This window comes from Novosphingobium sp. HR1a (assembly GCF_015594425.1).
GTDB lineage: Bacteria > Pseudomonadota > Alphaproteobacteria > Sphingomonadales > Sphingomonadaceae > Novosphingobium > Novosphingobium resinovorum_A.
The window spans coordinates 1-1,920 of sequence record NZ_JABXWS010000130.1 but is presented as its reverse complement, the minus strand read 5'-3'; the positions used below and the strand labels follow the sequence as shown (position 1 = coordinate 1,920).

The window sequence follows — 1,920 nt, the reverse complement described above, 5'->3', positions numbered from 1 at the left end:
GACCCAAGTTGAACAGTGCTAGCGGAACACGCAGGGAACGCGAGACCATAAGTATCTGATTTTGCGGTGAGTGGATTTGGCGGCAAAATCGGGTGTGCTAACAACATTTTTGCTGTGACTGTCGGTTTGGTTTATCTTTACGGGTCCAGGCAGTAACAACTTTGTCATGTATGTCGTCGAACGAGTCGCGCGCGGGCACCGCTATCTTTACCTGGTCGAGAGCGTGCGAGAGGGCAAAACCGTCCGCCAGCGCACGATCAAGGCTCTGGGCCGCAAGGATGTGCTGGCCGCAAGTGGCGAACTCGACAGGCTGGCCGCCTCGATCGCACGTCACGCAGAGCGCAGCGTCATTCTGTCCGATATCGATGCAGGCCGGATCGCAGCCCGCAGGATTGGCGGCCCGTTGCTGTTCGGGCGCCTGTGGCAACGGCTTGGCATCGATGCTGTATTGGAAGAAGTGCTGGAAGGCCGCCAGTTCGGCTTTGCCGTGGAGCGCGCCGTATTCGTCGCCACACTGCACCGCCTGTTCGTCTCCGGCTCGGACCGAGCTTGCCTTGACTGGATGGAGAGCTACGCCATCGACGGCAGCGAGGATCTCGCCCTCCATCACTTCTATCGCGCCATGGCCTGGCTGGGCGAAGAGATCGAGGAAAAGGCTGAGGGCGCGCTGGCACCTCGCTGCGTGAAGGACGTGATCGAGGAGAAGCTGTTCGATCGCCACCGAGACCTGTTCACCGACCTCAGTCTTGTATTCATGGATACGACGTCGCTCTCGTTCTATGGTGCAGGCGGCGACACCCTGGGTCGGCGTGGTCATTCCAAGGACCACCGGCCCGAGCTTGCCCAGATGATCCTGGCTGTCGTGATCGACGCCGAGGGGCGTCCGATCTGCACCGAGATGGTCCCGGGCAACACGGCTGACGTGAAGGTGCTCATGCCCATCGTCACGCGCCTGCGCACCCGCTTCGGTATCACCCGCTCGTGCGTCGTGGCCGATCGCGGCATGATCAGCGCCGATACGATCGCCGCCCTTGAAGAACTGGGGATGGAATACATCCTGGGTGCGCGAGAGCGTACCAGCAGCGTCATCCGCGATGTCGTGCTTGCCGACACTGCCCCGATGGTGCCCCTGGTCCTCGAGAGGCAGGCAGGAGACACTCAGCTGTGGGTCAAGGAAGTGCGCGTTGGCAAAGGCGCCGATGCCCAGCGCTACGTCGTCACGCTCAACGAAGCTGAGGCAAGGAAGGACAAGGCCGACCGGCAAGCGATCATCGATGGCCTCCAGACCCAGCTGAAGAAGGGCGACAAGGCCCTGGTCGGTAACTCAGCCTATCGCCGCTATCTCAAGGCCAGCGGCAAGACCTTCGAGATCGACATGGGCAAGCTTGCCGATGAGGCCCGCTACGATGGCATCAGCGTGTTGCGCACCAATGCCCGGATCACCCCGCTGCAGGCCGTCATCCGCTACCGTGACCTGCTTCAGGTCGAGGCCCTGTTCCGGGTTGCCAAGGCCAGCTTCGACACCCGCCCCATCTTCCATCAGTCCGATGCCGCTATCCGCGGCCATGTGTTTGTCTCGTTCCTCGCTCTGACGCTGGCCAAGGAACTCACCCGCTTGTGTCAGGAAAAGGGCTTACAGCCCGAATGGCAGCCGCTCCTCAACGATCTCGATCGCCTTCAGGAAGCCACCATCGAAAAGGACGGCAAGGTCATAACCACCCGCACCCACGTCTCGGGCCAGGTGGGGAATGTCTTCAAGGCAACCGGCATCGCGCTGCCGGCCAATATCAGCGAGTTGCCGCCGGAAACCTGAGCTTTTGCAAGCTCAACCGATCCCGAAAATGTAGTGGTAACATTTACGTCGGCGCGCGCATGTCATTGAACAAAAATGCCTTTTCCGAAAGCACTGTTCAAGTTGGG

1 protein-coding gene is annotated in these 1,920 nt (G+C 60.7%); it reads left to right on the top strand.

Going from position 1 to position 1,920, the window contains the following annotated elements; translation table 11 throughout:
* Nucleotides 1-166: 166 nt before the first annotated feature.
* Complete coding sequence (locus HWN72_RS30565) at nucleotides 167-1,813, top strand: IS1634 family transposase (RefSeq protein ID WP_036531207.1); 1,647 nt, start codon at nucleotides 167-169, stop codon at nucleotides 1,811-1,813.
* The last annotated feature ends 107 nt before the right edge of the window (nucleotides 1,814-1,920 follow it).

Coding starts and splice junctions, on each gene's coding strand:
- HWN72_RS30565 (WP_036531207.1), top strand. CDS start 167: ATGTATGTCGTCGAACGAGTCGCGCGCGGGCACCGCTATCTTTACCTG.